Source organism: Methylobacterium nigriterrae, from assembly GCF_037106235.1.
Classification (GTDB): Bacteria; Pseudomonadota; Alphaproteobacteria; order Rhizobiales; family Beijerinckiaceae; genus Methylobacterium; species Methylobacterium nigriterrae.
This window is the reverse complement of sequence record NZ_JBAWTG010000053.1, coordinates 1-23,573: the sequence shown is the minus strand read 5'-3', so window position 1 is coordinate 23,573 and position 23,573 is coordinate 1. Positions and strand designations below refer to the sequence as shown.

Here is a 23,573-nt window from a genome sequence, read left to right as displayed (position 1 = left end):
ACAGTGAACTCAACACCATGTCGGTGGTGTGCTTTCGCGTCCAGGGGGGCTCCGGGATGCTTGAGAGCCGTTCTGGAGGACCGGAGGGGGAGCTTGGCTCGCCGGTCCTCCAGAACCCTATCTGAACCTAGCATTCACCCAGGTGATATCCGCCAAGCGCTCAGGTCAGCAGCATCGTCGTCACTCTGGTGGAAGCGGAGTGGCAGGAACCGGCCGCGCACGGGCAACACCGTCTCCGGGCGTGCGCGGCCGGTGCCCCCTGCCGGAAACATACCAGCATAATTCCCGGCGCAGCCTGCCCATGCACCCCGTCTCGTGTCCGGGGCGGCAGTCACTGGCCGCACACGTCAAAGCCCCCTCGGCGTTGTCGCGGTCAGTGACCCTTGAACCTGCCGGCAGCTGCCACGTTGGCTCGAAGGGTTGGTGCCTCTGAAGGGCCAATCCGGAAGGCGGGATGCCGAGGTGGGCTTAATCTGGGGCATCCCGCCGGTTCATGTCGCGGGAGAACCTACCTGCTCTGGTTTCGCTTCTGCGCTTGGCGCAACCGCTCCAGAGCATCCCGCATGTCGTCTGGCATGCTGCGTGCGGACGTTGGAGGGCAGACGCGCTGCAAAGAGGCGCACGAGGGCTTCCAAGGCCGCTGCGTGAGGTCCTGTCCCGCACGACCGTCGAGGCTGCGGAGCCCCGGTGAAGGGCGCGAGCGTGGGGCGATGATGCTGCGTCTCAGGTGCGGATGTTGAGAGACGACGGGTTGCTCGCTTCCTCACGCAACCGCCTTGCTGAGACGCTGAGCTTCCGCCCGCCACGCATCTCGCTCGCGCTCAGCCAAGCCGCGCCTCCAAGGCTTCTACGCGCGTGCAGATGCCCAGCGTCGATGGCGGTTTCGACGAGGAGGTCCTGCGCCTCCGCGAGTTGGACGCGCAGCTCGGCATTCTCGGTCGCGAGGACGAGGATCGTCAGCTTGTCCGCGTCCCCCATCATGCCCCCCATTGCCGTCTACTGAGGCTAGCACGGCAGGGAGTCGGGGAGCATCGATCGAGGTGCCCGGGATACGCATGCGCTTGTAGGTGTGGCCGTGACGCACTTCGGAAACGGTCAGGCGGCGGTTTGCCTGAGGCGTTCAGCTTCAGCCCGCCACGCATCCCGTTGCTGTTCGGCCTCGGTGAGTTGCGCCCGTAACGCTGCAATCCCTGCCCGCAACTCGCCTGCCCCATCCTTGTCGTGGAGGGCCGCCCTGAGATCCGGGAGCGACGCGATGTTTAGCGCGACCCGACATGCCTCCTCGCGTGACATGTAGCTGCCGGTTGCCCGGCGCGCGATGTCCTCGGAGTAGTAGGCGTAGGCCAGCGGGAGAGCGGCTGCGTCCTCGATGCGGAACGCGCCCTCGAACTCGATCACGCGCCAGGGAGCAAAGAACCGGCGGGGCTCATCCATCATGCGGGACTTGGCCTCGGAGCTGCGTAAATCCGGGGAGCCGTGGTCGGCGAGATCGGCGCTAAGGAAGGCCCCACCGGCCGCTGATGCGCAGACAGCCGATGGGGCCAGCCCGCCAACTTCGGAGCAGTTCGGAGCGGGTGAGGTCAGGGTCGGCGGAACGGGTAAACGACTTCTTACCCGCCTGGAGCGAGTACGCCAGCGTGCTAAGCTCGGCCCTATGGCGACGGACCCAACCATCGGCGAGCTGTCCAAACAGGCCCTTGTACTGGATGCGGACATGCGCGCGGCCGTGGAGGCCTACATCGCCGATGCCGAGACGGGCGCGTTCCCGGTAGGCGAAGGCTACGGCCTGGATCTCGCCGCGGCCGTGGACGCCCACGGCCCGCCGAAGCGGGCGCTGGCGGACCCGAATGCAAGTGACACGTTCAAGCGCATGATGGTGCGCACCGCGCTCTTGTTGGCCCGGCCGCACAAGCGATGAACCCGGTTGCGGCTGCGGTCATGCTGGGCATCGTGGTCGCGTGGCTGAGCGCGCTCGCCCTGATCCTCTACCTTCAGTATCGGTTCGGCCTCGCGATTTTCGCACTCGTCACCATTGCCGCCTTCGTGCGCTGGGGCAGGCTCGGCTGATCTCTGGCGAGCGCCCGGCTTTTAGCCTGAGGCGTCCGCGAACCCATGCGGCTGACCGGCTGCTAGCTATTCCACGACCTGCAGGCGTAATCCCGCCAGCCGCGACTGCTTACCAGAGCCGCAGGGCCCAGCCGAACCCCATAAAGGGCGCTACTTGCTTTCGATTTGGCTTCGTTCCCAGCCGAAGAGCGCCAAGCCACGGCTTGTCAATGTCACCTGAGAGCGTCGTGGCTGACCCTCGGGCGTCAGATCTCTGAGATATCCTTCATCGATCAGCCACGCACCAAGACGAGAAATCGGATTGGCTGCCCCTCTATCCTGCTGCCTCTCAGTGTAATTTGGGAAGACATCGGACATATCATTTGGGGATATAGATGCCGTGAGCGGGAATGCGTCCGCAACCCTGCTCAAGATCAACCGCATATCGGCACTGACGCTGTCAAACTTACTCATAGCTATCTCGATCTAAACTGTTGCAGGCCGCATATACGGGCGGCGCTAAATGATTGTGAAGTATCAGCAAGGCTCCAATTGGAAATTGCCGGTTACAGGGTCGATAGCCGTGATGCGGTGGCACGAAACATCCGCTGCGCTCTCCCACTCCTCCAGTGTGATATTGAGAGCATCGGGCCATTGCTCGGCAGGTTCCTCATGCATGATCAGGCGATGCAGTGCGGTATAGAGGCTCGCGCGAAGCTCAACGAGATGCGAGACGCTTGCCTTGGTCATTGAGCTGCAAGCGCTGGCGATCCGCTCGGACCATTCGGTCGCCTGCGCGTCTGCCGTGCTTTCATCCATCACAGAAATCCGGTGCCCTGGTGCTCATGGAAGGCATTGGCTCTCTGGATGTAGACCACCACTGCCTGCGGGTCACGGTACTCTGGCACGTCCCTGATGCGGGCCATGTCTGCGACGTACGCGGTCGCGATGGTGATCAGCTGATAGGTGCTCTGCAGCGTCGCAGCCATGGGAACAAAATCGGGCCTGTCAAACCGCTCCACCTACCTCGTCGAAGGGGGTGAGAAGGGGTTGTGACCTGCTGTTCGGAGACGATTTTTCGGTCGTTGAAAGTTTGCGATACGCCCCTCCGGGCCACCACCTTCGACGAGGAAGGAGCCGAGTTCGATCTCGGTCGGTAGTCCACCGGACGGCCGGTTCGGCACATGCAAGTCGACGGGGCGTCCTGTCGTGGCACTCCAGGCCAGGAACACCGGTCACCATTGGGGCTGGCGTAGAGCTCTCTCCGGTCGTCCGTTATCCAGGGCTCCTCGTTGAGGAGGAGGTGGATGAACCCGGTTCACAGCGATCGACGATTTTACCAAACAGGCTGGCCTGAATGAGCATGTCAGCGGTGCTGGCATGAACCTGCTCGCTGAGCATCTCCGAAATCCGCTCCGGACATTTCTCTGAGAGCAGCTTGAGGCCGCCTTGGAGTTTCTGAGGCGTCAGGTCGTGCTTGGGACCGCTCCCGGAGCTGTTCTCGTGCTCCGTGAATTGGATCACGAAATGGCCCTCGTAGAGCTTGGTGTCAGAATACCAGGGCCGGCCGATGCAGGGGATCTCGGACGAGATCAGTTTGGCCCCGGAGCACCAAGCGTCAACGCCGCCCTCAATCGCGGAAGTCATCTGCCTGCAGATCGCCTGCGAGGATACCGGCGCGAAGGCAGTGAACTGTGCCATGGTGTTCCTCCAGCAGGCCAATCGGCGGGAATTCCGCAGCCGAACAGCGTCAGGTGTCGTCCAACTCTCTGACGCCTGGCATCTTCGATGAGCTGCCGGTCAGTACAAGGCCCCTCGTGGCGCTGAGCCCCATCCTCGCCAAGATCGCGACGGCAGACACCGCGAGTATGCCTCTCGATCTCTGCCAGTGTGGCGTCGAGGGAGGGGGGGACTGAGGTCCTCTCTCTGTTCAGGAGGCGAGGGTGAGTTCGCCTTCCAGCACGGCGCGCTCGCCTAAGGCTGATCTTACTCGGTACGCTGGCTCGCCCGAACGCTCCTCCGGCATGAGCCGAACGATCTCGTAGATGCTGCTAACAGCACTCCCGCGATCAGCAGAGCCCGGCCGCTGGGCCTGCCGCACTTGCTGGCCAACCTTGAACTTGTGAGACATCTGCAATCCTCCTGGATCCGGCCACTCTGCGGAACGTGGCCGCCCTACCGCCGTGCTCTGGCTTTGCGGGCAGCAAAGCGCGCATCACGAGCCGCCTTCTGCTCGGCCGCCAGCGCGGCTTGACGCTCCACCTTCTCGGCAGCCTGACGGGCAGCTTCGGCCGCCTGTCGCTCCCGCTCAGCAAGCGCCTCAGCCGCGCGCTGCGCCTCGGCTGCGAGACGGATCACCTCCCGCTCGTTGACCCGAACCTCTCGGGCCTGGATGACCGCGCGTCGTGCTGACTGCCGTGCGAGAACAAGCGGGTCATCGGCGGCGGGACGTGCCCGGAACCGGGCTACCGTGGCCTGCCGCGCCTTCGCAGCGGCCTCAAGACGATCAACGAGTTGGTTGGCTTTGAATTGGCCCACGTACATTCCTTGTGCGCACCGCGGCTGGGCGCGGCTGCCGAGAGAAAAGAAAAGCCGCTCCAGTCGGAGCGGCTTCCATGATGGTCAGTGGTAAGAAGGAGGCCTTAGGCGGCCCGTAGGCTTCCGGCCGCCTGCTTGCCCGAGCGGCGGTCGGTCTCCATCTCGTAGGAGACCTTCTGGCCTTCATCGAGGGTCTGCATGCCGGCGCGCTCAACGGCCGAGATGTGGACGAACACGTCCTTGCTGCCGTCTTCAGGCTGGATGAAGCCGAAACCCTTGGTTCCATTGAACCACTTCACGGTGCCGATGCTCATAGGTATTTCCGTATCTTGGTAAGCAATAAGGTATGACAAGCGCATGCAATCACGCGCCCGGTCGCTCGTCGTCGAAATAGGGGAGAAATACAGAACGCGCGCCCAGGCGGGCGGCACGGCCGGATATCTGGCCGAAATTCGATATCTGCTATCTACGCCATCAAGGAGGCATTTACAACCGTGCGAGGGCGATTTTAGAAAAAAATAAATATATTAAATGCGGAATGACATGGAACGCCGCTTTCTCTCGAAACTTACGTCTAATTAGTGTCCAGAGCTGAGAGCTTCAAATAGGCAGCTCATTTCTTTGAAGCTCCCCGCACCTGTCTGTTAAGAAGCGAAAACCAACAATGCGACGCTCCATGAAGTTCGGCCGCAAGCTTCCTATGTCTTCAATGGTCCACATCAAGCATGGTCTTAGAAAGATGGCCGCAACAGATGCGCTGGTTGCGGCAGTGCGCGAGAAGAGCTTTACACCAGAAGAACTGTCCCGAATCATAGCGGAACTTACAGAGATGTATGGAATTCCGCCGGATGAAGCGCAGATGCTATCTAATCGTTTCGGAGCAGAGCAGAGGGCCGCAGCAGTGGCATCTTTGGTTTCTCAGGAGCCTGCTAGCACTCCGACGTGATCGCATCCAGGGCGGCGTTGAGGCTGCCGGCGCGATCCGGGATGTGGGCCGGCGGTCAGAGTGGCGCCTGCTCAGCAAGTGCCTTCTCGCGATCTTGAATGAGCCTCGTCCCCGCGACGCGGCAGCCGAGCGCCGCCAGTTCCTACAGCTCCTGAAGCTGGAGGATGAGGCCCATAGCGCCAGAGTAGCCAATGTGTTGATCGAGAAAATCGAAACCGCCTGTTCTGCGGTTGGGCTTGCCGTGCTGAAGACGTGGCGGCCGGTGCGCGTGCACTGATGGGCTGCTTCCGCGGCCGTTCACAGCCAGCCGGGAAACTATCCCGAGCAACGGGGGATTGTCACTTCACACGCCCGCCCGTGCGGGCAGGGAGTTCACATGAAGAAGCTCGCAATTCTGACCACGCTGGCGCTCGTGTTCGCCGGCCCGGTCCTGGCGCAAGGTCGTCCACCCAGCAGCTCGTCGGGCTCTGCCGGCAACGCTGAGCAGAACAACAAACCCAGCTCGAACTCGTCGGGCGGCGGCGGTGGTGGCAGCCAGGGCGGCGGCGGCTAGCCGCTCTCTCACAAGTGAGCAGCCCCGCAGCCACATGGCCCGCGGGGCTTTTCTTTGTGGCGTTCCGTAATTCCCCTTACGCGAACTGGGCGGCTCCATAACGCTCAACCCGTGCGGATGGGCCGGTATCGCGCGGCATTTTGATTTCCAGACATACAAACCTAATAGGTTTAAGTGTCTGGGAAACCGTCGTTTTCCTTGCAGCCGCTGCATGTCCGCTAGGATGGTGTCGCATTTGGTGCGGCCCATTGGGCCACACTGACAGTGGGTTACGAGAGGGGCCGTCTTTCAGGTTTCGGCGGGAAAGTACAAGGACGCCTCCACACCCTTTCCGTCTGCAGCGTTGTTGATCGTTGCTGTTCCGCCGTGCTGCTGAGCAATGAGACGGACCAGGTACAAGCCAAGCCCATGGTGCTCGCTGGCAGCACCGGATCGGCTCGTCGTGAACGGTTGGAAGAGCACCTCGGTGTCGCCCTCGATGCGTGGGCCCTGGTTGTAAATCTTGATCTCTGCCTTGCCCTCGCGAGCCTCCAACGAAACCACTACATCCGTCTGATCATCCGCAAACGAGGCGGCATTGCTCAGTAGGTTGCTGACTGCTTCCTTGAACAGGACTGGATCGGCGCGGACGTGCACATGCGGTGAGGAGCTGAGGGAAAAGGTGACCCCCGAGTAGGTCTGGCTGAAAATCCGCAGCAGATCCTGCAGATACGCCTGAACTTCAATGTGCTCCGGCCGCGCTTGTCGTACGAAGGCCTCGGCGTCGGTGGCGCGACTCGCCCGTTCGATCAGATGCCAGACCTGCTGCGCGGCACTCATCGCGTTACGCAGGTGTATGTCAGAGCTCGGATCCTCAGTTCGCTTCAGGGCGACGAGCTCAATGCTGGAGTTGATCTGCGCGATTGGCTGCCGCACCTCGTGGCGCAGAAACACCGCAAGTTGGCGCAGCCACGCGGAGTAATCGTCTAGTTTTTTCTTTTCCCGCTCCAATCGCCTTTGCAGCAGGTACTTGCTCCGCTCCAGCCGTTCAATCGTGTAGCTCAGCGTCAGGCCGATGACTGCAGCGTAGGTCATAAACGAGTTGGCGTAGAGGTATTCAAGCCCATCGCGCTTCCCTGCCGCGTACATCGCCACGTTGACGAGCAGGAAGCCAGCCCCACAGCAGGCAATCGCCCGCAGGAAGGTCGCCCGTATGATCCCGCAAATGTAGAGGAGTGTGAAGATGACGGCGCCAATGTAGAGGAAGACGCCCTGCTCCAGGACGACAATCGTGACGGCTACACAGACTGCGGCATAGAGCCAGATAAAGACGCCACCTACCGGTAGGTAAGCGGCTGTTACTCGGTTGCGAGCGAGCAGGAACACAGCGGTGCTACCTAGAGCGAGGACCAAGTGGTAGGCGATGATCGTCAGCTTCTGCTCAGGGAACAGATTGACCCCGAGCGTGATCATGAACAGGTGCAGCAAGGCCGTGATCGGCATCCCGATCAGCAGCGACAGGACCGTCTGCTCAGCGAAGTAGTCGGCAAAGCCTTGCCGCTCCTCAGTTCCGAGCGGCGGCAGCGCGACGCGTCTCCATAAGGTACTACGGGGTGCCTGGTGATTGGGAAGTCTCTGCATCACAAAGCCTCTCCGCGCGAGAGCTTTCCGCGCGTGTCCTTCCAACGGGCCTTGCGAGGGCCCAGTCAGGCCGTCCGCATGGTACTGGCTTCAGGGTTTGTCGATCCAGCGATAGCCGCGTGCGCGCTCGGACTTGATACAGGCGAACTCCGGTGCGCTCTTCTGGACCTCCTCGCGGATCGCCTTGATGTGCACCACGATCGTGTTCGGCTGCACCGTAATGTTTGCAGCTCGCATGAGTTCGGTGATCGAGCGCACCTCGCCAGCGTGCTCGAACAGATCCTTCAAGATCCAGAACTGTGTCAGCGACAGGTCGAGCGGCCTGCCGTCCCAGAACGCCCGCGACAGGCGCTCGTCGATCTTCAGGCGCGTATTGTCGGGTTGGGGGGCAGGCTTTGCTACCTCAGCCTCACCCTGCGCAATGGCCTCAATGCGCCGGATCAAGGCATTGATGCGCGCGACGAGGTAGCTGCCCGAGATCGTCTTGCTCAGGTAGTCGTCTGCGCCGAGCCTGAGACCGCTGATACGGTCTGCGTCCTCGTCACGCTCCGTGAGGAAGATGATAGGCGTGATCTTCCGCCTCTGGCGAAAGGCCTGGCACAGGTCGAAACCCGCTTCGTAGTCGTGGCCGAGCGTCACGTCGAGGATCACGACATCGAACGCCTCGGCCGCAAAAGCGGCAGTGGCCTCGGCCTTCGTGGCGCATGCACAGACAGAGAGCCGGTGCGCACTCAAAAGGGCCTGGTAGTTCGCGCGAAGGAGGTCGTCATCCTCGACGAGGAGGACGCGCCGCATGCTCGTCCCAGAGGCGCTCATGTCCGCCTCATTGCCGATCAAACCCCATCCGAGCCCCCCTAAGCCGATCGGAGGTTCGGCTGTACCAGGGTTAGTCCAACCTGCTGATGTCTCTGTGTGGCTCATAGTCATAGCTCACCAACGGTGCAGCGGAAATGCTCCTCTTCACAGTGCCACATAGGCGAGCTTGGTTCTGTGAACTTCGATGATCCGCGATGAAGGTCGATGAACGCTGGCGTACAATCATCCTACGCCACTAAGGAGCCGCGGGGCGCTTGCTTGTCGCGGCCGTGGCCGAGAAGCCGCCAGCGTCCGAGTGCCATCTCGGGCGCATCGACTCGCGCTCATGGACCCGAGGCTGCATCAGCTCGGTGTGTCGGTCTGCCAGCAGATTGTTCGTCGTCGGCTCCTTCGGGCAGCTCGGTGCCATCGTCCTCGGCGCCCTGGCTGGCCTCGTGCTCTGCCGGGTAGCCCCGCAGGCGCAGAGCGGGCACTTGGCCTTTCCGGTGTCGCGGCGGGCCGGTGCGGTGGCGTTGGTCGCGTTCGTGCTGCTGCTCGTCGTTCCGCAGGTGCTGGCCACCGGCCTACAGTCGCAGGCGCTGGCGCTCTTCGATGCCTTCTACTGCTCCGGCGCCCTCGTGTTCGGCGGTGGCCACGTGGTGCTGCCCCTGCTGCAGGCCGAGGTGGTCTCCCCAGGCTGGGTCAATCCCGGCACCTTCCTCGCCGGCTACGGCGCGGCTCAGGCGGCGCCCGGACCGCTGTTCACGTTCGCCGCCTACCTCGGTGCCGTGGTCGGCCAGCACCGCACGGAGTCACGGGCGCGGCCATCGCGCTCGTGGCGAGCTTCCTGCCGGGTGTGCTTCTGGTCTACGGCAGCCTGCCCAACTGGGATGCCTTCCGGACGCGCCCGCTCGCCCAGGCCGCCATGCGGGGCACCATGCTGCCTAAGTAGTCCAGGCTGTCTCCGCCTTTGAGACCCCTACGTGAAAAAGCTCGCCGAGAAAAACTCGGCGAGCCAGTACAAGGAGATTGCAATGCATGGCTACTAAATTTGGACACACATTATGCCGTTCTTTAATTACTCTTAGAAAAAACTAATATGTTCGAGAGGGTTGTCGCCCATGACATGAACATCATGGAAGACATTGGATGCTTCGCCAAGGTTCTTGTACGTAAGAAGCCAGCCGCCGTCTTGAGCGGAGACAGTGTATTCACCTGGATTTGGTGCATTGCCTGATCCACCATAGCTAAAGTTTCCCTGCAGCCAGATCGTATCATCGGAGTTAAAATCATTAATCTGGTCTGCTTGCCCGAAGAAATAATCTCCCGTATCGGTGGAATGAATGTAGAAATCGTCCGCTCCTTCGCCGCCAAAGAGCTGATCTGCTCCAGCGCCGCCGTAAATTTTATCGTGGCCGGCATCACCGTGAATTACGTCAACGCCGATACCGCCATAGAGTTTATCCTCTCCGTCTCCACCAAAGAGCTGGTCACTGCCGGCTCCTCCGTAGACAATGTCATTTCCGCCGCCTGCCTTAGCGAAATCGTTGCTAAGGCCATATTCGTCAAAAGACTTGAAGTCGGCGGCTTCTGATCCTACCCAATTAATCATAACAACTACTCCGTTTTCCGTTTGAGATAGCCCTCCTTGTCGTCGAAAGGTGGCTTACACTAGGCCGAAACGTACACGGGCTAGCAACTAATTTACCGGAACAATCTTGCCCGGCTCGACGACGAGATACCTTTCGCATGATTTTCAACCTCTGATCGTGCGATGCGTCACAGTTTTACTGTAAAATTCTGCATGCTACAAGTTTTCATACTAAATCATTATTTATAATTATTTCTCCACCCAAAATCATACTTCTTCATTTTCTGATCGGCTTGCCGCCTTCTGATCATCCGAAGTGATCCTGGAGCATCAGCCGTTACTCGCTGCTGTCTGGATGGGCGTGACACAGCCGACCTCTGCCCGCCTGCTCTCGCGGTTGGCTATAGGATCATCGGTCTGCATCTGTGCGCTAGGAAGGTTGGCCCGCTGACACGGGCGCTGTAGCGCTGCCTGATCGAGCGCTTACAGCAGGCAATCCCTAATTCTTATGAATTATTCAAATTTATACATCATAAAAAATCATAGTTTATAACATAAAATGAATGTAAATGCATTGATATTTCCGACAACAGGATCAATTCTTTTCCTACATAAGCCACATACTACATGGAGGGCGGGATGAGAAACTTGGCCATTTACGTGCTCTTGGTTGGATCAGCCGTTGGCTTGACGCTAGCTGACTCGAATGCCAAAGCGGGCCTGCATGATATAATCGCTGTTGCTAACTCGATTACCCTCGACTGTTGGTGGGCAGGGCATTGCTCGCCATAACATTCCGCCCGGCGTCACGCTGTGGGCTCAGTGACGGCGACTGCGTTTACATCGGCCTAACGGGGCCGCCGGCACGTGTCCGGCTTGGCTCTGACTGGAGCCCTGCGGCGGTCCAGGGCGCTGGGAAGCGCCGGGTGGCCGGTTCGGTCATCGTGAGGTCCGCCTTGGGAACGGCCCGGCGAGCGCGATGGTGAGGATTTCAGGCTCAAACATCGCCTGGCCTTAAGCTTGGCCGTTATCGCGGCCTATGCGGCAGACCGCCGTGCGGCGGCTCGTCCCGCCTCTGCCCGCCACGTATTCCGCTCGCGCTCAGCCGCAGCAAGCTGCGCCCGGAGGGCTTCGATCTCGGCGTGCAGCTCGCCGGCATCGACCGCCATCTCGATGCATTGTTCCTGCGTCTCGGCGAGCTGAAGCCGCAGCTCAGCGTTCTCGGCCACGAGCGCCAGGATGATGGGGTCGGAAGTGTCGCTCACGGGTTCATCCACGACGCGGTTACGTAAGCACGTAAGGGCGTCAGTCCTTAACTGCGGCGTCGAGGTAGACCATGAGGGCCCGCTCGATAACGTCTTGGTGGCTCAGGCCCCGGTCGAAGGCAAACCTGCGGAGTCGCTGGTATTGGCTCTCGGAGAGGCGGAGCGTGAGCGCCTTGGATTTGGGCTCTGGAGCCGTCATGGCGACCGGTACGACGGCCGGAGCAGGCGCCGGCTGTGTGGCGGGCTGAACTGCTGCAGGGCGCTGCTGCAGCGTCTCGGGCCGCGAGGCTCCTTTAGCTTGGATCAGGCCGTCAAGGGAAGGCATCGGCTTGCTGCTCATTACGCGACCTTCCTCATACCCTTGCTGGCGTCCTTACGTAGTTGCTCCATGACGTACTGAAGCACGTCCCTCACCTCGCGGCTGGAAGCAGTCTCAGGCTCCACCTCGGTGACCGTGCGCCCACTGATGGCTGCGGTTGGGAAGTCCGTGCGGTCGTGCATGACGGTCGGCGCCAGCTTTCCATGCTTGGCTAGCGCCATCACAGCCTGCATCTGGAGGCGCGTTCGGGGCTTGGCCTGGGTCAACACGAACAGGAAGGGGCAACCGGCTTCCTCGATGAGACCGAGCGTGTCGCCCACGGCATCGAGATCGTCGGGGGAGGGGCGGACTGGCACGATGGCGAGCGAGGCCCGCGCCAAGAGGGCACCCATCTCCGGGTGAACGCTCGGTGGGGTATCGACGAACAGGTACTCGATGCCAGCGGCTTCGAGCTTCGCCACGCCAGCCTCGAAGTCCACCAGATCGAACTTCACTAGCGCCGGCTCCTGCGCCTCACGCCGGTTCCACCAGCTGGTGAGCGAGCCTTGCGGGTCCGTGTCGAGGATGGCGGTCGGGCCATGAGCCTGCTGCGTCGCCACCGCGAGGCTGCGGATCAAGGTCGTCTTGCCGGCACCACCCTTCTGAGAGGCGGCTACAATGATGTGCATGCGTGCCTCGTTACGTAAGTACGTAAGGGGGCAGGTGCGCCAATGCGCACGTGCAGACGCATGTTCGGGGGAGGAAGTTAACGGGTCGTTAACCGTGCCGGCCGGTAGGGTCGCAGGTTGACCGGAATCGCTTGAGCGGCCACGGTTGCAAATTCGGCGCGAGGTACGCCGTGAGGAGATCACCGCCGCGACAGTGACCTAGAAAAAGCAACGGCCCCGAAGGCGCCAACCTTCGAGGCCGTGGACCGATCTCAGAGAGACCAGCGGGACACATTGCAATCCCGACAGTCTCACAGGGCCCCCCAGGGGTCAAGGCGGAACGCCAATTCTGCCAACGGTCTTGCTTTGCCTGTGGATGGGTGTGCCCCTGTGGCACCGCCCAGTGTTCTGCCGTGGCCCGACGAGGGCCAGGATCGATGCTGCATGAGGAACTGAGACAAGCTGTTGAAGCTGCGCCGCGTGACCGGCTGCCCGAGGTATCGGCGGCCGTGTGGAAGGCGTTCAGCGCGAACGCGTTGACCGAAGCGCAGGCCGAGGAGCTGTCGCTCGCCATCGAGGCCAGGAAGGCCACAGGAGCCTCACAGAAGCCCGCCAGTGGCTTCCAGCGTGTCAGGGCTACGTTCCCCGCTCGCAAACCTCAGCGCCCGCCAGAGCGCAGCGTAGCGATGGAGCGGCGACGGCGCTGGGCTGCAGCCGGACGGATGCCCCCCAAGCTTGCCTGCCAGTTCACACCAGGCGAACAAGCGGCGCTGGCCGTCGTCGCGGTCGAGGTCGCAAAGCGCGGGACCTGCACGTTGGCAATCGGCGCCATCGCGGCGCTCGCAGGCGTGAGCGAGACCACTGTTCGGCGGGCTCTCCGGCAGGCGAGGGCGCTGGCTCTCGTGAGCATTCGCGAGCGCCGGGTCTCAGCCTACCGCAACGACACAAACGTCGTCGCGATCATCAGCCGGGACTGGTCCTCCTGGCTGCAGCTCTCGGGGCAGGGTGGGTGCCAAAACCGAAAGGGCACGAATACCAATGATTTAGATAAGGGTCGTCAGCGGCCAGCGGAACCGGCGCAAAGGGCTACCGGAGGGCAGGGTCGGGCTCGCGCAGCGGCCTCGCGAGATTCGGGCACGGGTCCGTCGCGGAGGGTTCGAGGCATGTCATGAGGACATGTAGCTGTCCGTTCGAACGAACGCGCTCAGATCCGGGCCTGGGTGAGGAGAGCTATGACCTCAAGAAAGCCGATCATCGCTGCGACAGCGATCCGCAATCCTGCGGGAGCCTGTCGTTGATTGTCGTTGCAGGCGCCCGGCAGATCGCAGCGTGCGTAAGCCGCCTGCTGAAAGCCGACGAGCATGGCTCGGCGTGGTCCCTGCATCTCAGACAGCCGTTCCTGCGACATCAGGCCAGGTGACGAGGAACCGGGCGATGGGTCAACGCGGCGGGTTGATCCAGCACGTGAAAGCCAAACACCTGTAGCGGCGCCCTCAATCAGCGCCTCACCGGCTACCTTGCCGGGGTACAGGCGGAGATCATGGGCTTGCAGACCGGCTGACGAGGGAAGACAGCGGTCCGCCTGCTGCTGCATGGACTGCTCTTGTCAGTGACAGCGGAACAGCGTCTTCCGGCGCATTGGCCTCTAATTGGCACCTGACCTGTCCACGCTATCCACAGGTCTCCACAGGCTTGTCGAGCAGCCGCGTAGCGCCGGTTGAACTCTGATCCGGCCTCCCTCTTGTTCCCTATTCGTTCTAGGCTGGGGAGCGGGATGGACGTCTATCGTGTCGGCGAACTGGCAGCAGATGCTCATGGGCTCGTGCACGTGCCTATCATGGGGCAGAGCCTCTGCGCGGGCTTCCCGTCCCCGGCCGACGACTTCCTGGAGGGCGCGCTCGAGCTGCCGCGCTGGCTCGCGCCGAACCCGCCCGCCACCTTCGCCTGGAACATCGCGGGCGACTCCATGCGCGGCGCCGGCATCTTCGATCGCGACCTCGCCATCGTCGACCGCAGCCTCAAGGCCGGGCACGGCAGCGTCGTCGTGGCCGCGATCGACGGCGAGATGTCGATCAAGCGGCTTATCGTCGACGGCAACGTGACGCGGCTCTCCTTCGACAACCCGGACCTGCCGGCCTTCGCCGTCCAGGAGCTCACCGACGGCGAGATCTGGGGCGTGGTGCGCTTCTCGATCCGCTGGCACATCGCGCGTGCCGGGCTCGTGCGATGAGCCGCGCCATCGCCTTGATCGACGGCAACAGCTTCTACTGCTCCTGCGAGCGGGTGTTCGACCCGAAGCTCGCGGGCGTGCCCGTGATCGTGCTGAGCAATAACGACGGCTGCGCGGTGGCCCGCACGGCCGAGGCCAAGGCGCTCGGCATCCGCATGGGCGAGCCCTACTTCAAGATCCGCGACCTGTGCCGGTCCCAGGGCGTGCGCGTGTTCTCCTCGAACTACACGCTCTACGGCGACATGTCGGCCCGCACCAACGCGGTCTACCGAGACTTCTCTCCGCGGGTGGAGATCTACTCGATCGACGAGAGCTTCCTCGACCTCTCGGACGTGCGCGTGCGCGAGCGCCGCGAGCTCGCGCAGGATCTGCGCGCGACCGTGCGGGCCTGGACCGGCATCCCGACCTGCATCGGCATCGGCCCGACGAAGACGCTGGCCAATGCCGCCTTACCCTTTCCTTCAGAGGCCGCTCGCTGCTGGTCAAAGAGCAGGGATACCTCACGTGCGAGCATGGCGCGCAGTGCACGTTCGATGGCATTCTCACTAGGGCCAAGTAGCTCTGTCTGCAGCCGAATTCCTTAAGCCGCCCGCTCCAGCACGCGCTGAACCTGCACGGCCGACCAGGTGCCGCCGCGCTTGCCTCCGACCAAGGAAGCAGAAGAGGCTCTAGTCATACACGTCTCGCCATTCTGAGACGCGCCGCGTGGCTTCTACGCTAAGCCTTTCTCCGGCGGTCTATCAGAAGCCCAGGGGCAACACGGCCTCCCTCGCCGAAGGCCCTCTCAACTTCACTGCAAAAATCCGGAAGCTCCTGGGCGTCTAATCGAACAGCAGAGATCGCGTTTTGCTCTTGGAGCCTCATGGTTCGGTGGGCATCCTCTTCGTAAGACGTTCCAGGGGGATAGACCACCATTCGACCGCGCTTGAGGAAGTCGGCCCATCCGAGTTCCGCTGCAGTTAGCGCCCTCCGGATGTCTGCATCGGCAGCCCGGAGATCAGGGCAGACCGTGGGGACCGCCTGTGCGTAGTAAGCAGAGAATGCCGTATCAGTTGATTTCGTTAGTCCAGTCCCGAATGTCGTCGACATGCCAACGCCAGCCGCCACATCCTTCAAGGTGCAGCGGACGAGCGTCTCTGTGCGCCCCCGAGTAGTTCCCTCGAAGATGTCACCGTCGATTTTCCTGACGGTATAGGTCCAGCCATCAGGACTGCCCGTGCTGGCCATGCGTAGGACGTAACCGGCCGGCGTCTTTCGATGGCTGATGATCCGCGAGCTACAAGCCGAGCCGCCGCAAAATTCCATGAAATCGCGGCTGATCGAGGTAATATTGTCGGACTTGCGATTGTAGGAGCGGCACTGCGTCGGCGAAGCCCCAAAGCGCCCTATCAGAGCCTCAGGCGCGCCAGCCGTGTCACGGGCGTCCACGGGGCAGACAAGAGCGAGAGAGAATACCAGAGTGAGGCGGGCGGCAGACTTCATGGCGGCAGGCTAATGCGACAACCTTGGCCATGCTAGGCCCGCTCCAACACCCTCTTCACCTGCACGGCCGACCAGGTGCCGCCGCGAGCGGTCGGGATGCCCCTGCCGTTCAGCTCGGCTGCCACCTGACGCAATGAGGCACCGCCGGCCTGCAGGTCCCGCATGACGGGCGCCAGATCGGCCGCGCGCCTGTCCGCCTTCCCGCCCCGCACCGCCACGCTCGCCGCGTTGCCACGATCCCGCACGGTCAGGAAGTTGCCCCGATCACCCCCGAGCTTGCGCCCGCGCGCCTTGGCAGCGGCCAGCGCCGCCTTGGTGCGGGCCGAGATCATCTGCGCCTCGTGCTCGGCCACCGCCGCCAGGATGTGAACTGTCAGCCGGTTCGCCTGCGGGAAGTCGGCAGCCGTGAACTCGACGCCGCTCTCCATCAGGTTGGAAATGAAGGCCACGTTGCGGGCCAGCCGGTCGAGCTTGGCGATGATCAGCGTGGCGCCGTGCATCCGGCAGAGCCGCAGCGCCTCGGCGAGCTTCGGGCGATCGTTGCGCTTGCCGCTCTCGACCTCGACCACCTCGGCCACGAGCTGCCAACTGCCGCCGTTCAGGTGGGTGCGCACAGCCTCCTGCTGCGCGTCCAAGCCAAGGCCGGACTGACCCTGGCGGGCGGTGGAGACGCGGTAGTAGGCCACGAACTTGCCCTGCGCCACGCACCCTCCAGCCCCGGAACACTCACGGCTACGTTCGTTGCCGCAAATGTAACAGGCGCTGGAAGCGTGTCAATTCGTCTTTGCGCTGGGTCGACCGCTCAGCCGGGCAGCACGTCGGGCGCATTCGCCGGGGTCTCCACGAGCGTCGTGATGATCCCGCAGCGGGGCCTTAGGTGGGTGAACATCTCGCTGCCGAGCGGGAGCGCCGTGCCGACATCCAGGCTGACGGCGACCGCTAGAGCAGTTCTTTCTTGCGGCTGTGTCACCGTGCGCAAGATTTACGTGTGTCGTCCTGCGCATCATGGTCATCGTACGCATAATGATACGATGCGCAGAACCGGTTTCGTAAGCCGGCGTAGCCTAACGACCAGCGAGAAATCTGCACGCCCGCGCAAAACGACTTGCCAGGGCCAAGCTTTCATGTCATCAATTGTGAATCGTCCGTTAAGAGCGGACGCGACAAAGCCCCCGCTGGCTTCTGCCAGCAGGGGCTTTGTCTTAGCCGATTGCCACCCGGAGTTCGTACCTCCGAGCGGCGGTCAAACCGAAACTGAACCCTAAGTCCAAAACCGGTTGGATTGCTGATCAAGCCTAGCGCCCCAGGCACATCACGTCAACACCTGTGTGCAAACCGGCTTCCATTAAAGGGAAGTTCCGGCAAGTCTTTGGTGCGCAATTTTTGCCTGTTCAGCAGTTCAGCTGGCTTTCATCGAAAGATGACAAATGCCAGGCATCAAACAAAAAACTTGTGACATCACAACTCCGCGCAAAGTTCTTGTTCCATACATTGCGGAAGAGGCGATAACAGCCACAGAAGCGCAAGCGCTTCTTCGGCGCTGCAGGCGCTCCCTCGATTATTACATCAAGGACCATGGCATCGGCCGCCGCATCCATGGCCGCGTCGCTGTCAGCCGTGTTGCCGTGCAGATGCTCCTTGAAGATGACCGGGAGGCGCTCGCGCTCTACGTGAGCGGCGACCGATCATCCGACCAGGTAGCGGCATACTACCATCGCCTGAGCATCCCGCTCCCCGCCATTGCATCAACGGCGGGGTAAGCAGCATGACCGAGCGTTTTTCGAGCCGCGAAAAAGCCTTCGCGGAGGGCTTTGACGCGCCCGAAACGAGCCTCGATCCCCAGGCCGCAGCACACGAAGCTCCGGGAGAGCCATCTCAGGGAGCTGAACAGCCCGGCCCCTCAGCGGATGACGCCGCGTGCCCGAAAGCGACGCTGGACACGCTGCGCCTGACCCTGCGCGAGCTCGGCTATCACCCGGTCCCGGCTGCCGGCAAGCGCGTGCTCATGCCTGGGTGGCAACGTGTGTGCCGCGATGCCGACGCCCTGAAGATCAAGCGGTGGTCGGACGTCCATGCTGACCACACGAACACGGGCCTCCTCTGCGGCACGCTCGTGGGGGTCGACGTGGACGTCCTGCAGCCAGATCTGGCGGAGGCCATCTCCCAGATGGTCATCAAGCGGCTGGGCCCTACGCCGCTCTGCCGGATTGGGCGAGCGCCGAAAGTGCTGTTCGCCTATCGCCTCGCAACTCCGATCTCCAAGCTTCAGACGGCCGCGCGCTATTTCACCGACGACCCCGAGGAGAAGCCGACGAGGGTTGAGGTGCTGGCGCACGGTCAGCAATTCATCGCCTTCGGCAAACATCCTGAGACGCAACAGCCCTATTACTGGCCTGAGGGCTCACCTCTCACAGTCGCTTTCAGCGACCTGCCTGAGATTACTGAAACGGCGCTCCAGGCTGTCCTGGCTGAGGCCGAGACGATCCTGCGCAAGGGTGGTGCGCGCACGCGCAGCGAGCAGAGACAGGAGACCGGGGAGCGGGAAAGGGCCGGATGGCGCGCCAGCGGGCTTCGCAGGAACGATCCTGCCGATCAGGACACCATCGCCTCGGCGCTGGAGAGCATCGCGAACGACTTCGACTACGACGGCTGGATCAGGATCGGATATGCCCTGTACGACGGTTTGGGCGATGCAGGGCGTGACCTCTGGGAAAAATGGTCCGCAGGCTCACCGCGCAACGACCCAGCGCTAACGGCGGCCACGTGGCCACATTTCGCCAAGCGCCGCACCATCACGGTCGGCACGCTGTTCTGGCACGCATCGCAGAACGGGTGGGCGCGCCGGGTTCGGCCTAGCGCAGTGAAGCGCAGCAAGGCGGGAAGTGATGATCAGGGCGCGGCGCATGGAGAGACTGGGGATGGCCGCCCCATCGTGTTCGTTGCCGCCGGCAAGACGCCGAAGGCAGCAGACCGAACGGAAATGCTCCTCCGGGAGGCAGGTGTGGACGTTTTTTCCCGCGCCGGAGTCCTGGCGCGTCCTGTCACGGATACGGTGCCGGCCGCCAAGGGTCGGATGACAACAGTGGCCCGGCTGCGCTCGCTTTGCGCAACAAGCCTGTCGGACATTGCAGCTCGGGTGATGCGCTTCCAACGGTTCGACAAGCGCGGGCAGGAGTGGGTCGACACCAACCCGCCAGTCGAGGTGATGATGACGCTCTTGGTGCGCGAGGGCGAGTGGCACTTGCCATCGGTTGCAGGCGTCATCACTACGCCGACGCTTCGTCCGGATGGGTCGGTCCTCTCAACGCCGGGCTATGACCCCGAAACGCGGCTGTTCCTCGCGCTGGATCGCGCGTTTCAGATGCCGCCACTCTCAGCGCAGCCCAGCCGGGCGGAGGCAGAGGCGGCGCTTCGGCTGTTGGAAGATCTGCTCTCGGGTTTCCCGTTCGTCCAGCCGGTCGACCGTGCCGTGGCGCTGTCTGGAATCCTGACAGCGGTGGTGCGCGGAACCCTGCCAGTCGCGCCGCTCCATGCCATCCGAGCCCATAGTCCAGGCACGGGCAAGAGCCTGCTGGTGGACATTGCCTCAGCCATCGCGACTGGGCGGCACTGCCCCGTCATTGCGGCAGGCAAAACCGAGGAGGAAACCGAGAAGCGCCTAGGTGCCCTGCTGCGCGACGCAGCCGCGGTCGTATCGCTGGACAACGTCAATGGCGAGCTGGGTGGAGACATGCTGTGCCAGCTGACGGAGCGGCCGGTGGTCAAGGTTCGCATCCTCGGCAAGAGCGAGGCTCCGGAGCTGGAATGCCGCTGCGCGGTCTTCGCCACCGGCAATAACCTGACGTTGGTCGGTGACATGACCCGACGCACCGTGCTCTGCACCCTCGATGCCAAGGTGGAGCGGCCGGAGTTGCGGACGTTCGACTTTGATCCGGTTGAGCGCGTGCTCGCAGATCGGGGCGCTTACGTCGCCGCAGCCCTGACGATCGTTCGGGCCTATCGCGCTGCGGGCTCACCCACTGTGTGCGGGCCGATCGGCAGCTACGGCGACTGGTCGGCGACGGTGCGCGCGCCCCTGATCTGGCTTGGGCATGCCGATCCGGTCGCCAGCATGGAGACGGCTCGCGAGGAGGATCCGGCGCTGTCCGCAGTCCGCGAGCTATTCGGGCACTGGCGCGAGCATCTGAGTTTGGCGTCAGGCTACACCACCAACGCCATCATCAAGGCGGCTTGCGAGAAGGCGCCCGGCTTGGACTTCAACTACGGCTCGCAGGAGTTCAAGGCGCCTGAGTTCCGTGACCTCCTTCTGCGGGTTGCTGGCGATGGTGGTGCGGTGAACAGCCGCCGGCTCGGCAAGTGGCTGTCAGGGATCAGCGGCCGTGTCGTTGAGAGCCACCGGCTCGAGATGCGGGTCGACGGGAGCAACGGCAACCGTTTCTCCCTGGTCGGGCCGGCGCCCTACCCCACCAACGAGTCGGAGTTTTGAAGCCGGCGCGGTGGGATAGGGGTTTAAGGGGTTTTAGGGGTTTCCTACAGCCTACGCGTGGAAAGTGTCAGCCTCTCCCTGACAGTTTGGGGCAAGGGCCAGCAACGAACCCCTAAAACCCCTAAAACCCCTATTCCACTCCTGCGTTGGTCCCTGCCCGCCCTGGCAGTTTGGAGGCAGAAGCTCATAAACGGCAGCTGGCGCCTACCCTCCCTCAAACCGCTCCGAGGTGTCACGACGCCAGCGGGCTCGCCAGGGCCCTTACGAAGCGTAGCATCCCGGTCGCCCGCGGAGGCTCCACGTGGACGGCTGTTCAGGTGCAGCGCGTGCTCGCCCGCGTAAAGCCCGACGGACTAGTGGGAGCCCCAAGTTAACCCGTTGCAGCTTCTATTTATTTCCTGACTGAGGGGCCCGACCGACGGCAGCTTAGCCCCCCATACGCAGACGCGCCGGACCACGACCGGCGCTAGGCGAGTTCCCGGCTAGGCGCAGTTGCGAGCTGAACGACCTCGCGCTCGGTCTGCTCCAGCTCCTCGCAAACCATCTCGTACTCCTCAGCCGATGCATCGATCTGCCCCACCATCGCCCGGTGTTGCTCCGGCTCGTAGTCCTCAATCTTGATCAGCACCATCGGCGAGATGGACGGCTGGTAGAACATGCGGTGCTCGCTCTGGGTCAGCACGGCGCCCCGCATCACCGGCTCGCCGCCCCGCATCTTCGTCAGCGTGATCAGCCGCACCGCACCCTGCCAGCTCGTGACAAGATGGATCAGGTCCGTCAGCGGACTGATGTGCACGCAGCCGCCCTGGCTGTTGTTGACCAGCTTTCGGGCGCTCGCGTAGCGGCTGTGCTCCTGAAAGGTCAGGCACGCCTTCTCCCGTGACCAGGCGAACTCAATGACCGTGCGCAGCAGGCGCGAGGGCACGCTGAAGCTGCGGCGATAGGCGAAGAAGGCGCCCTCGTAGGCGCGGAACGGCGCGCGGGCGTAGGCGCCGAACTGCTCCTCGGCGATCTCGATGTGGTGATCCTGCTCCAGTTCCGGCTCAATGCCGAGCGCTTGGCAGACATCCACGATCGTCTGGTCGCGAACGGGCTTGCCGCTCAGAATGTTGCGGATGGTGCGCTCATCGTAGCCGGTCAGCTTGGCGAGATGGATGCGGGTCCACTTCTTCCCGACGAGCGCCTGCTCGATCCGCTTCGCGCGCCCGATGCGGAACTGAAGTTCGCCGTTGGTCATCGTCCGTCCCCGATCCTGACCAGCGTACATCAGCTTTCCGGTTCGGAAATTCCTATTTTCCGGTTTGCACAGGCTGATGCAATCTGCTGCATCGACGTTCCAGCCGACGCTCTACTCGGAACAATCACTCAGACACATGTCTCTCTCGAGAGTTGGACGCCAGATCCAACATCACCTTGGGAATGCGGGCCAGAAACGCTCGAGGAGCGCGGCCCATGATCAGATCAGTTGCAATCGGAGCAGTCTTTCTCGCCTGCGGTGTGCTTGCGGGAACTTCATCGAGCCAAGCGCAGCCCCCCAAGAGCGTTGCGGCTTCGTCAGGCCAGATTGGCCAGACGGGCTGGTGGGAGCAGGGTTGGGGATTTACGGCTCCGGGTGTGTATCGCGAGCAGAACCCTGTCGTTCGCCGACGGCTCGCAAGCCTGTTTCACCTGGCGCACGCCGAAGCGGCAGCCCGCGCCTGCAGCGAGGTCGAGGTCTCGGACAAAGCCGCTCATCGTCTGGTAGCCTCGAATGGGCTTGGGCCGCTCTCGCCGGGCGAACGCACCTTCGTGGATCACCGACGCGACGCGCTGGCGGGTGAGCTGGCAGCGCGTGTGGGCGGCGAAGCCTGCGAGTGGGCTTACGAGAACTACGGCCCGAAAGGCGCGATGGAGCCGGGGCTGATCCGCCCCAAGGATCCGGAGACGACCTCCTCCGTTCAGGCGCCGCTACTCCCGAGACTTGTGCCGCTTCCGCCGCGTCGGCCCGCCGATCTGTGACGAAGCCTGCGGGGCAGGTTGTGAGATCCGTGGATTACACGCGGTCTCAGCAGTCTGCCCCGCCAATCTCATTGGCCCGCCCTTATTCCTGATCCCGAGGTGAAGCATGCGGTGGATCTCGGTCGTCTTGCTCGTCGCGGTTCTCTTGGCCTCGCCGAGTGTGCAGGCGCAAGAACTGTCACCAGCCACAAGGGCGTTGGCTCCGGAGCCATCCCTGCTTCCGCTCAACAGCCGGGAATTTTTCAACAACTGGCGGGATCGCATCGGACAGCGGGTCACGCTGACTCGCTGCGCCTTAGGTGCCCCTGGTCCATCGGGCATCCAGTGCACGCTGTTCAGCGGCCCTGCTAGGGTTGGTTACGTGATGCTCCTGAGCCGCGGTCTCGATCCCGGCAGCGAGTTCTGGGCTCGGGAGAATTGCGAGAAACCGGCAGCATCGACCATTTGCAGCGTCAAGGTCAGTGGGGTGGTTAGCGAGACTCCAGGAGGCGTAGGCTTAACCGGCGCGATCATCCGGCCCGAGTTTGCAGATCCTCCGGCTCCCGAACGGGAGAAGCTGAACAAGGTCCGCCGTCGCGGAGCCCTGCCTTACATTCGGGCCGCCTCGAGTTGCATTGCTCAAGAGGTAGCTGTTGCCCCGGATCGTGAAGCAGCGCTGAAGCTGCTCGCATCAGGTGCAGATAAACAGGATGGGCCGCTGCTTCGATGCTTGCCCAAGATCGAGGCGATGGTCGCCGCGTATGACCGCATCTATGGTCCGGGAACCGGTCAGCCCTTCTATGAGGGACCATACATCAAGGACCTCCCGCGGGCCGTGACTGCGCGTCTTGTCATTCCCGGAGAGGACAAAGCGTATGCCCTGGCCTTCCGAATCATTCGGGAGCACCGTCTTTTGCCCAGGGACTACATGCAATGTTTCTCGCTGACGCTGGACAGCAAGGACGCGCGGAAAATTGCCGAGTTCACGGCTCGGGAGAGCCATAAACCGCAACCGCCACAATGCGATGCCGATCCTGACACGGCTCCGAGGCTGTTCAACCTGGAAATCGATATGCAG

At 62.7% G+C, this 23,573-nt stretch carries 29 protein-coding genes and 2 pseudogenes; 12 read left to right on the top strand and 19 right to left on the bottom strand.

The window, feature by feature from the left end; genetic code table 11:
* Positions 1-723 precede the first annotated feature (723 nt).
* A complete protein-coding gene (locus WDW90_RS22595; protein WP_336489713.1) occupies positions 724-981 on the bottom strand; it encodes a hypothetical protein in 258 nt (85 codons plus the stop codon).
* A 114-nt stretch (positions 982-1,095) separates the two neighbouring features.
* Positions 1,096-1,437, bottom strand: a complete 342-nt coding sequence (locus WDW90_RS22590) for a hypothetical protein (RefSeq protein ID WP_336489712.1) — start codon at positions 1,435-1,437, stop codon at positions 1,096-1,098.
* A gap of 217 nt (positions 1,438-1,654) precedes the next feature.
* Between WDW90_RS22590 and WDW90_RS22585 the strand changes: the two genes are divergently transcribed.
* Together WDW90_RS22585 and WDW90_RS22580 are read left to right on the top strand one after the other, a co-directional pair.
* Positions 1,655-1,918, top strand: a complete 264-nt coding sequence (locus WDW90_RS22585; protein WP_336489711.1) for a hypothetical protein — start codon at positions 1,655-1,657, stop codon at positions 1,916-1,918.
* Positions 1,915-2,067, top strand: coding sequence for a hypothetical protein (locus tag WDW90_RS22580; RefSeq protein WP_336489710.1), 153 nt, complete (start codon positions 1,915-1,917; stop codon positions 2,065-2,067). The genes WDW90_RS22585 and WDW90_RS22580 overlap by 4 nt, the downstream gene beginning before the upstream one ends.
* A 516-nt stretch (positions 2,068-2,583) precedes the next feature.
* Here WDW90_RS22580 and WDW90_RS22575 read toward each other — a convergent pair.
* The 6 genes from WDW90_RS22575 to WDW90_RS22550 all read right to left on the bottom strand — a co-directional run bounded on the left by WDW90_RS22575 (position 2,584) and on the right by WDW90_RS22550 (position 4,898).
* The gene (locus WDW90_RS22575; RefSeq protein ID WP_336489709.1) at positions 2,584-2,865 is read right to left on the bottom strand and encodes a hypothetical protein; all 282 of its coding nucleotides are present in this window, start codon (positions 2,863-2,865) and stop codon (positions 2,584-2,586) included.
* A complete protein-coding gene (locus WDW90_RS22570) occupies positions 2,865-3,035 on the bottom strand; it encodes a hypothetical protein (RefSeq protein ID WP_336489708.1) in 171 nt (56 codons plus the stop codon). The genes WDW90_RS22575 and WDW90_RS22570 overlap by 1 nt, the downstream gene beginning before the upstream one ends.
* A 286-nt stretch (positions 3,036-3,321) precedes the next feature.
* Positions 3,322-3,747: a hypothetical protein gene (locus WDW90_RS22565; RefSeq protein ID WP_336489707.1), complete on the bottom strand. Its 426-nt coding sequence runs from the start codon at positions 3,745-3,747 to the stop codon at positions 3,322-3,324.
* 229 nt (positions 3,748-3,976) lie between these two features.
* Complete coding sequence (locus WDW90_RS22560; RefSeq protein WP_336489706.1) at positions 3,977-4,177, bottom strand: hypothetical protein; 201 nt, start codon at positions 4,175-4,177, stop codon at positions 3,977-3,979.
* A 44-nt stretch (positions 4,178-4,221) separates the two neighbouring features.
* Entirely contained in the window at positions 4,222-4,590 is a 369-nt protein-coding gene (locus WDW90_RS22555; RefSeq protein WP_336489705.1) for a DUF6481 family protein, read from the bottom strand.
* A 98-nt stretch (positions 4,591-4,688) separates the two neighbouring features.
* On the bottom strand, positions 4,689-4,898 hold the full coding sequence (locus tag WDW90_RS22550) for a cold-shock protein (RefSeq protein ID WP_336489704.1): 210 nt from the start codon (positions 4,896-4,898) through the stop codon (positions 4,689-4,691).
* Positions 4,899-5,260: 362 nt separating this feature from the next.
* Between WDW90_RS22550 and WDW90_RS22545 the strand changes: the two genes are divergently transcribed.
* Positions 5,261-5,530: a hypothetical protein gene (locus WDW90_RS22545; RefSeq protein ID WP_336489703.1), complete on the top strand. Its 270-nt coding sequence runs from the start codon at positions 5,261-5,263 to the stop codon at positions 5,528-5,530.
* 376 nt (positions 5,531-5,906) lie between these two features.
* Complete coding sequence (locus tag WDW90_RS22540; protein ID WP_336489702.1) at positions 5,907-6,083, top strand: hypothetical protein; 177 nt, start codon at positions 5,907-5,909, stop codon at positions 6,081-6,083.
* Between the two features lie 288 nt (positions 6,084-6,371).
* On the opposite strand, the gene WDW90_RS22535 is transcribed toward WDW90_RS22540, so the two are convergent.
* Together WDW90_RS22535 and WDW90_RS22530 are read right to left on the bottom strand one after the other, a co-directional pair.
* Positions 6,372-7,703 (bottom strand): sensor histidine kinase, encoded by a 1,332-nt coding sequence (locus WDW90_RS22535; protein WP_336489701.1) that lies wholly within the window; start codon positions 7,701-7,703, stop codon positions 6,372-6,374.
* A 90-nt stretch (positions 7,704-7,793) separates the two neighbouring features.
* On the bottom strand, positions 7,794-8,519 hold the full coding sequence (locus WDW90_RS22530; RefSeq protein ID WP_336489700.1) for a response regulator: 726 nt from the start codon (positions 8,517-8,519) through the stop codon (positions 7,794-7,796).
* A 371-nt stretch (positions 8,520-8,890) separates the two neighbouring features.
* Here WDW90_RS22530 and WDW90_RS22525 point away from each other — a divergent pair.
* Positions 8,891-9,432: pseudogene (locus tag WDW90_RS22525) on the top strand (chromate transporter); the annotation flags it as partial.
* A gap of 150 nt (positions 9,433-9,582) precedes the next feature.
* Here the strand turns inward: WDW90_RS22525 and WDW90_RS22520 are convergent.
* The 4 genes from WDW90_RS22520 to WDW90_RS22505 form a co-directional block, all read right to left on the bottom strand.
* Positions 9,583-10,110 (bottom strand): calcium-binding protein, encoded by a 528-nt coding sequence (locus tag WDW90_RS22520; RefSeq protein ID WP_336489699.1) that lies wholly within the window; start codon positions 10,108-10,110, stop codon positions 9,583-9,585.
* A 1,016-nt stretch (positions 10,111-11,126) separates the two neighbouring features.
* The gene (locus WDW90_RS22515) at positions 11,127-11,354 is read right to left on the bottom strand and encodes a hypothetical protein (RefSeq protein ID WP_336489698.1); all 228 of its coding nucleotides are present in this window, start codon (positions 11,352-11,354) and stop codon (positions 11,127-11,129) included.
* A gap of 40 nt (positions 11,355-11,394) precedes the next feature.
* A complete protein-coding gene (locus tag WDW90_RS22510; RefSeq protein ID WP_336489697.1) occupies positions 11,395-11,694 on the bottom strand; it encodes a ribbon-helix-helix domain-containing protein in 300 nt (99 codons plus the stop codon).
* Positions 11,694-12,341: a nucleotide-binding protein gene (locus tag WDW90_RS22505; RefSeq protein WP_336489696.1), complete on the bottom strand. Its 648-nt coding sequence runs from the start codon at positions 12,339-12,341 to the stop codon at positions 11,694-11,696. Before WDW90_RS22505 ends, WDW90_RS22510 begins: the two co-directional genes overlap by 1 nt.
* Before the next feature lie 416 nt (positions 12,342-12,757).
* Between WDW90_RS22505 and WDW90_RS22500 the strand changes: the two genes are divergently transcribed.
* Positions 12,758-13,492 carry a transcriptional regulator gene (locus WDW90_RS22500; protein ID WP_336489695.1) on the top strand — a complete coding sequence of 245 codons (735 nt, stop codon included), beginning with the start codon at positions 12,758-12,760 and terminating at the stop codon, positions 13,490-13,492.
* A 32-nt stretch (positions 13,493-13,524) separates the two neighbouring features.
* Here the strand turns inward: WDW90_RS22500 and WDW90_RS22495 are convergent, their stop codons facing one another.
* Positions 13,525-13,914, bottom strand: coding sequence for a hypothetical protein (locus tag WDW90_RS22495; protein ID WP_336489694.1), 390 nt, complete (start codon positions 13,912-13,914; stop codon positions 13,525-13,527).
* Between the two features lie 180 nt (positions 13,915-14,094).
* On the opposite strand from WDW90_RS22495, the gene WDW90_RS22490 reads away from it, so the two are divergent.
* Positions 14,095-14,550 (top strand): LexA family protein, encoded by a 456-nt coding sequence (locus WDW90_RS22490; RefSeq protein ID WP_336489693.1) that lies wholly within the window; start codon positions 14,095-14,097, stop codon positions 14,548-14,550.
* A pseudogene (locus tag WDW90_RS22485) lies at positions 14,547-14,999 on the top strand (Y-family DNA polymerase); the annotation flags it as partial. The gene WDW90_RS22490 and the pseudogene WDW90_RS22485, both read left to right, overlap by 4 nt.
* A 268-nt stretch (positions 15,000-15,267) precedes the next feature.
* Here the strand turns inward: WDW90_RS22485 and WDW90_RS22480 are convergent.
* From WDW90_RS22480 to WDW90_RS22470, 3 genes are all read right to left on the bottom strand, one after another.
* The gene (locus tag WDW90_RS22480; protein WP_336489692.1) at positions 15,268-15,777 is read right to left on the bottom strand and encodes a hypothetical protein; all 510 of its coding nucleotides are present in this window, start codon (positions 15,775-15,777) and stop codon (positions 15,268-15,270) included.
* A 287-nt stretch (positions 15,778-16,064) separates the two neighbouring features.
* Positions 16,065-16,736 (bottom strand): recombinase family protein, encoded by a 672-nt coding sequence (locus WDW90_RS22475; RefSeq protein ID WP_336489691.1) that lies wholly within the window; start codon positions 16,734-16,736, stop codon positions 16,065-16,067.
* A 98-nt stretch (positions 16,737-16,834) separates the two neighbouring features.
* Complete coding sequence (locus WDW90_RS22470; protein WP_336489690.1) at positions 16,835-17,011, bottom strand: hypothetical protein; 177 nt, start codon at positions 17,009-17,011, stop codon at positions 16,835-16,837.
* A 448-nt stretch (positions 17,012-17,459) separates the two neighbouring features.
* Between WDW90_RS22470 and WDW90_RS22465 the strand changes: the two genes are divergently transcribed.
* Together WDW90_RS22465 and WDW90_RS22460 are read left to right on the top strand one after the other, a co-directional pair.
* Complete coding sequence (locus tag WDW90_RS22465; protein ID WP_336489689.1) at positions 17,460-17,792, top strand: hypothetical protein; 333 nt, start codon at positions 17,460-17,462, stop codon at positions 17,790-17,792.
* A 5-nt stretch (positions 17,793-17,797) separates the two neighbouring features.
* Positions 17,798-20,518 (top strand): PriCT-2 domain-containing protein, encoded by a 2,721-nt coding sequence (locus tag WDW90_RS22460; RefSeq protein WP_336489688.1) that lies wholly within the window; start codon positions 17,798-17,800, stop codon positions 20,516-20,518.
* A 466-nt stretch (positions 20,519-20,984) separates the two neighbouring features.
* Here WDW90_RS22460 and WDW90_RS22455 read toward each other — a convergent pair whose 3' ends face one another.
* The gene (locus WDW90_RS22455; RefSeq protein WP_336489687.1) at positions 20,985-21,755 is read right to left on the bottom strand and encodes a helix-turn-helix domain-containing protein; all 771 of its coding nucleotides are present in this window, start codon (positions 21,753-21,755) and stop codon (positions 20,985-20,987) included.
* A gap of 215 nt (positions 21,756-21,970) precedes the next feature.
* On the opposite strand from WDW90_RS22455, the gene WDW90_RS22450 reads away from it, so the two are divergent.
* Entirely contained in the window at positions 21,971-22,516 is a 546-nt protein-coding gene (locus WDW90_RS22450; RefSeq protein ID WP_336489686.1) for a hypothetical protein, read from the top strand.
* A gap of 106 nt (positions 22,517-22,622) precedes the next feature.
* Positions 22,623-23,573: hypothetical protein (locus WDW90_RS22445; RefSeq protein ID WP_336489685.1), on the top strand; the 951-nt coding region annotated here is incomplete at its 3' end.